8 protein-coding genes are annotated in these 5,474 nt (G+C 46.1%); 3 read left to right on the top strand and 5 right to left on the bottom strand.

All coding sequences use genetic code 11. The features are described from left to right. Both PLH26_RS19885 and PLH26_RS19880 read left to right on the top strand, forming a co-directional pair. A partial coding sequence (locus PLH26_RS19885) for an amidohydrolase family protein (protein WP_324587769.1) occupies positions 1-481 on the top strand: 481 nt, incomplete at its 5' end. A gap of 159 nt (positions 482-640) precedes the next feature. Next, entirely contained in the window at positions 641-1,507 is an 867-nt protein-coding gene (locus tag PLH26_RS19880; protein WP_324587768.1) for a 3-keto-disaccharide hydrolase, read from the top strand. A gap of 135 nt (positions 1,508-1,642) precedes the next feature. On the opposite strand, the gene PLH26_RS19875 is transcribed toward PLH26_RS19880, so the two are convergent. Together PLH26_RS19875 and PLH26_RS19870 are read right to left on the bottom strand one after the other, a co-directional pair. Beyond that, a complete protein-coding gene (locus PLH26_RS19875; RefSeq protein ID WP_324587767.1) occupies positions 1,643-2,437 on the bottom strand; it encodes a DUF3108 domain-containing protein in 795 nt (264 codons plus the stop codon). Further along, positions 2,434-3,402 carry a lysylphosphatidylglycerol synthase domain-containing protein gene (locus PLH26_RS19870; RefSeq protein WP_324587766.1) on the bottom strand — a complete coding sequence of 323 codons (969 nt, stop codon included), beginning with the start codon at positions 3,400-3,402 and terminating at the stop codon, positions 2,434-2,436. Before PLH26_RS19870 ends, PLH26_RS19875 begins: the two co-directional genes overlap by 4 nt. Between PLH26_RS19870 and ruvC the strand changes: the two genes are divergently transcribed. Further along, on the top strand, positions 3,391-3,993 hold the full coding sequence (gene ruvC, locus PLH26_RS19865; RefSeq protein WP_324587765.1) for a crossover junction endodeoxyribonuclease RuvC: 603 nt from the start codon (positions 3,391-3,393) through the stop codon (positions 3,991-3,993). The two genes, PLH26_RS19870 and ruvC, sit on opposite strands and share 12 nt — an antisense overlap. Before the next feature lie 254 nt (positions 3,994-4,247). Here ruvC and PLH26_RS19860 read toward each other — a convergent pair whose 3' ends face one another. The 3 genes from PLH26_RS19860 to PLH26_RS19850 all read right to left on the bottom strand — a co-directional run. Next, positions 4,248-4,724 carry an OsmC family protein gene (locus PLH26_RS19860; RefSeq protein ID WP_324587764.1) on the bottom strand — a complete coding sequence of 159 codons (477 nt, stop codon included), beginning with the start codon at positions 4,722-4,724 and terminating at the stop codon, positions 4,248-4,250. 185 nt (positions 4,725-4,909) lie between these two features. After that, complete coding sequence (atpC, locus tag PLH26_RS19855) at positions 4,910-5,164, bottom strand: ATP synthase F1 subunit epsilon (protein ID WP_324587763.1); 255 nt, start codon at positions 5,162-5,164, stop codon at positions 4,910-4,912. Positions 5,165-5,181: 17 nt separating this feature from the next. Next, positions 5,182-5,474, bottom strand: a 293-nt coding sequence (locus PLH26_RS19850) for an ATP synthase beta subunit C-terminal domain-containing protein (RefSeq protein WP_502876425.1), incomplete at its 5' end; no start/stop codon positions are given.

Raw genomic sequence — 5,474 nt, 5'->3', positions numbered from 1 at the left:
GGAAACCGTTATTGACATCATGCTCAACGGCGGCGCGGGAGCCGTATTTCATGGTATGGGCGAGGAAGATGTGCAGCGCATCATGCAGTATCCTTTCGGCATGTTCGCCAGCGATGCTTCCATCCGCATCCGTGGAGAAGGCATGCCGCATCCCCGGGGTTACGGGACCAACGCAAGGGTACTGGCGAAATATGTACGGGAAGAAAAAATCATTTCATTAGAGGAAGCCATACGCCGGATGACTTCATTGCCCGCTCAAAAATTTCAACTGCAGGGCCGGGGACTTATTAAAGAAGGCATGTTTGCCGATGTGGTTATTTTTGATGAACATGCGGTGCAGGATATGGCCACCTTTGAAAAGCCGCATGCTTATTCCAAAGGATTTAAGTATGTAATTGTAAATGGAATGATAACCGTTGACCAGGAAAAACACACGGGCATAAGGAACGGGGAAGCATTGTATGGGCCGGGGAAGAAATAGGATTTTGTGTTAACGTATATGATTTCCCGTTGCATAAACAAAGACGCCATTTGCACAGCAGATGAAGTGATTGCGACGCAACGAAGCTGATATAAAAATATATAGCCGGTATCTGCATAAACCGTTTTAAAGCAATCCCTGATCTCTATAAAAATCAATATGAAAAAAATCATTTACGGACCACTCCTGGCAACCATTTTCCTGTGCAATGCCTGCACTGTTCAAAAGAATGCAAGCAACGCGGCAAAAGAGGAATGGATCCCGTTGTTCAATGGCAGAGACATCAATGACTGGATCGTAAAGATCCATCACCATGAAACGGGCGATAATTACGGCAATACGTTTCGTGTGGAAGACGGGTTGATCAAAGTACGCTACGACCGGTACGACAGCTTCAATAACCGCTACGGTCATTTGTATTTCAAGCAGCCTTTCTCGTATTATCACCTGGTAGTGGAATACCGGTTTACGGGTATCTGGCGTAAAGATGCTCCGGAATACACTTTAAAGAACAGCGGCGTAATGCTTCACTCACAGGATCCGCGAACCATGCCGCGTGAGCAGGACTGGCCCATATCGGTTGAAATGCAGTTCCTGGCCGGGCTTGGCGACGGCAAGCCGCGTCCTACGGGTAATATGTGCTCGCCGGGAACGGATGTGGTATACAACGGCAAAACAGACCCGAGGCATTGCATCAATTCTTCATCACAAACCTATGAAGGGGAACAATGGGTGAGGGCTGAAGCGATTGTGCTGGGCGATTCTATGATCACGCATATTATAAACGGCGATACGGTACTACAATATTTCAAACCGCAAATTGGCGGTGGTGTGGCCAACAATTATGACCCAAAAATTAAAATAGACGGGAAATTATTGTCTTCGGGGTTTATAGCGCTGCAAAGCGAAGGGCAGGAAATTGATTTCCGTAAAGTGGAGCTGCTGAACCTGGAAGGTTGCATGGATCCTAAATCAAAGCATTATAAAAGCTATTTTGTTAAGGATGATCAGTCTGCGTGCGAATGAAAGTTTATAGTGGGGGTGTTGCAGGTTGCAGGTTACAGGTTAGAAGGTTCAGGGGCTCACATCTCACTTCTCCCGTTTCACGATCAATTCCAGTATTCGTTTCAGCACATTCACCATTCACAACTCACCATTCCCCTACCTGAACCTGATCATCGAAGTCAAAGGATAGCGCAAATTGCGGTAGCCCATCATATCGGCTTTTATATTGCCCACTACAATAGGGCTTTCAATACGCAGGGGAAGGTGGTTGGCATCATCGCTTACCCACACCGTCATTTTTTCACCGCCTTCAAATACAGTTCCCTTGATCAGAAAAGGCTTGAACTTGATGGCCCTGAATTTTCCGTAACGGGTTTTGATGGTTTCCTTTCCGATGTAGCGGATATAAATATCATGCATTTCATCATCAAGAAACACGCTCAGGTTGATCTTATCGTTTGGCTTGTATTTTGAAAAGTCAATGTTGCGGGCATAATATACTGCACTTATGATATCCTGTACACAATCCGGCGTTTTAAAAACGCCTCTTGTGGTAACCACGCTTTTTGCTTCGTGGTTGAAGATGGCATTTTCATATTTTTTATAATTTCCTTCGTGTACGTTCCGTATAAAACGGTAAGGCTTGAGCGTTGCAGTATCCATATAGGTTTCATACCGGTCGCGCACTTTAAATATCCAGTCATAAGAAGAATTGGACCTTCCCTCGCCTACCGCATGGTACACCGGCTTGCCATTATAGTTTTCCAGTTGCGTGTGAAAAGTTGCCGTGCCTGCATCAACATACAGGCCCACCACATTGTAAAATACCTTAAGGGTTATGCTTTCGCCGGAAGAAAAACTCGTATTCCTGATCCCGCAAAAATCACTATCAGCGCTAAGCTGCACGCTGATCAATACCAGTAAAAGGGTACTAATGATTTTTCGCCTCATTGCTCAATTTTAAATATTTTATGTTTTATGGCAAGCAAACCACCTGCCAAAGCCGGTAATACAAGGTTGACAAACCAGATGCCGGCAGACGCTGCATAGATGCCCACTGTATTTGCGCTGAAAGTTTGAAAGAGCAAAATGCCTGCTTTACCTCTTACCCCCAGTTCAAGCAAAGCCACCGTAGGAACAAATGCTAATATAAGATATAATACACTTATTAACCAGAACGCGTTCCACCATCCAGCATGCACATGCATCACGTCCAGCAGCAATATGTACTGGAAAAGGAATACAAGATAACGCAATGCCGACAGCGACAACACTCTTAACAAAATTGTAACACTCACTGTACGCAAAATCATAAAATGCCGGAACCATTTTGCGGGCAGTTTTATTTTCCGGGCAGTACTCACTATCCAGCCTAACCGAAAATACAGGCAGGTGCAAAGCAGGGTCATTGCACATATGCCCGCCTGCGCTAATCCGTACCAGCCGGTAACACTCTGCTCAATGAAAAGAAGTCCCAGGCTGCCGAAAAATAAAGTAACGAGCAGCTGGCTGAAGCTGCAAACAACGGCAAGGGATACCGAGCGCATGCGCTTTCCCTCGCTTACGTATAATGCCCGCCCGCTGTACTCGCCTATGCGGTTGGGCGTATTAACGCCAATAGCCAGTCCGCCCAGCACAGCTCTTAAAGCCTGCTTAAGCGAAACCGCTTCCAGGGAATGCAAAAGCAGCTTCCATTTGCCAGCCTCAATGAGCCAGTTAAGGAACATAAGCCCAACAGCCAGCCAGCATTTCCAGGCCTGAGGACCATATATGGCCTCTTTGATGTGCTGCAAAGACCGGTGAAGATCGGGCTGCTGCAGCAATTGCCGGTATATGCTGTAGCTGAGTATTACAAACAACGCGGGGCCAATTACCCGGTTGAGGAATATTTTGATACTTTTGTTTTGTACGATCATTTTTTAAAGCAGTTCATTTTGCAAAACAGCCAGATCATTTTAGGCGTTGACCCCGGTACCCTTGCAATGGGGTACGGGGTTATTGCTGTAAACGGCAGGGACATAGAATTATTGGAGATGGATGCCATAAAACTGTCGGCAAAAAAGGATCATTACGAAAGATTGCACATTATACAACAAAGAATAATAACGATCATCAGCACTTTTCATCCCCATCACTTTGCCATTGAAGCTCCCTTTTTCGGTAAAAATGTACAAAGCATGCTCAAGCTGGGACGGGCACAGGGCGTTGCTATTGCCGTTGCGATGCAGGCGGGCATACCCGTAACAGAATACTCCCCCAGGAAGATAAAACAGTCCATTACCGGAAATGGCAATGCCGATAAAGAGCAGGTATGGAAAATGCTGCAGCGGATCGCCAACCTGCCGCCCGCTTCACCCGCTTTTGATGCTTCGGATGCGGTGGCAGTAGCAGTTTGTCACCAGTTTCAAATGACCTCGCCAATGCAGGATAAGCAATCCAAAGCAGAACGGAAAACAAAAAGCAGCTGGGAAAATTTTATAGCCAATAACCCGGGGCGGGTAAGATAGCGGATGTTGAAAGGGTGTTGTTCAAAAAAGGCGGTAATAGCAGCTTGCATCCCGGTTAAATGGGGTACGACTTCTAACAACAATGCCGTCCCTTCGGATTTCAAGCTTCTTCCTTCGAATTTAATATTTACATCTGCCGGGCAACAGGTTTTATTTGTCTTGTGATCCGCCAGGCGCACGGGTTTGGTTCCTGTGATTTGGTTCTTGTCATTTGGTTCTTATTATCTGGTTCTTATTGTTTGGTTCCTGTTGCCTCATTCCGCAGCAAAGCAAACCGGCTCATGCCTTACCGGGAAGTTGCAGGAGCTGGCGATAAAACATTTTTTATGCGCTTCCGTATGCAACGCATTCGCTTTTTGGATAACATGTTCATCTCCCTTCACCCACACCCTGGGATGCAGCACTACTGATGTGAACCGGCCGCCGCCGTCTGCATCCTCCTGCATAAAACCGGCCGCTGCATCTTCATAAGCGGTTACTACAATGCCCTGTGCAGCGCAGATGTGCAAAAACCAAAGCATATGGCAGGAAGACAGGGATGCCACCAGTAATTCTTCGGGGTTATACCTGGAACTGTCGCCGCGGAAATGAGGGTCGGACGAGCCGGGTATAACAGGCTTGTTCTCCGCGGAAAGCGTATGGCTGCGTTCATACGAACTGTATGCACGGGTGCCTTCGCCTGTGTTGCCTGTCCACACCAGTTGGGTATGGTATTGATGGGTTTTTGACATATAGAATTTTAGAATTGTTGTAGAAGTACTAAATATAAAATGTATCCCGTGCTAAAGTTAACAGGTAATTGATTGTTCATTTCAAAATGAGACTATTCTCTTTCTTTCTTTTTTGCTTGCCCCTAAAAATAAAACCCGGTAAACGAAGGCGCTTACCGGGTTAAATATTGAAGGGTATACCAGAATTAAATTTCAACAGCGCCTTCCACCAGCACAGCTACTTTATTGTTGAGCACTTCGGCAAACCCGCCATTGATAGTGTACAGGATGGCTGTACCTGTTTTATCTTTCAACACTTTTAGTTTACCACTTCCCAAAGCGCTTACCAAAGGAGCGTGTTTATCCAAAATTTCAAACGACCCGGTAATGCCGGGCAATTGCACCCCGTACACTGCTCCGCTGAACAATTTGCGCTCGGGGGTTAATATTTCTAATTCCATTGAATAGTATTTTGATATTATCCTTTAGCGGCGGCTATCAGTTTCTTACCCTTTTCTACCGCATCTTCTATGGTGCCTACCAGGTTAAACGCTGCTTCGGGGTATTCATCCACTTCGCCGTCCATGATCATGTTAAAGCCGCGGATGGTATCTTCAATGCTCACAAATACGCCCTTTAAGCCCGTAAACTGCTCTGCCACATGGAAGGGCTGCGACAGGAAACGCTGTACCTTACGTGCACGGAATACCGTCATCTTATCTTCCTCGCTCAGCTCATCCATACCCAGGATATTAATGATATCCTGCAATT

The organism is Agriterribacter sp. (assembly GCF_035444585.1).
GTDB lineage: Bacteria > Bacteroidota > Bacteroidia > Chitinophagales > Chitinophagaceae > Agriterribacter.
This window is presented reverse-complemented; position numbering and strand designations above follow the sequence as displayed.

Excerpts from the sequence above, each read along its gene's own strand:
- PLH26_RS19880 (WP_324587768.1), top strand. The coding sequence starts at position 641 with ATGAAAAAAATCATTTACGGACCACTCCTGGCAACCATTTTCCTGTGC.
- PLH26_RS19875 (WP_324587767.1), bottom strand. The coding sequence starts at position 2,437 with ATGAGGCGAAAAATCATTAGTACCCTTTTACTGGTATTGATCAGCGTG.
- PLH26_RS19870 (WP_324587766.1), bottom strand. The coding sequence starts at position 3,402 with ATGATCGTACAAAACAAAAGTATCAAAATATTCCTCAACCGGGTAATT.
- PLH26_RS19860 (WP_324587764.1), bottom strand. The coding sequence starts at position 4,724 with ATGTCAAAAACCCATCAATACCATACCCAACTGGTGTGGACAGGCAAC.
- atpC (WP_324587763.1), bottom strand. The coding sequence starts at position 5,164 with ATGGAATTAGAAATATTAACCCCCGAGCGCAAATTGTTCAGCGGAGCA.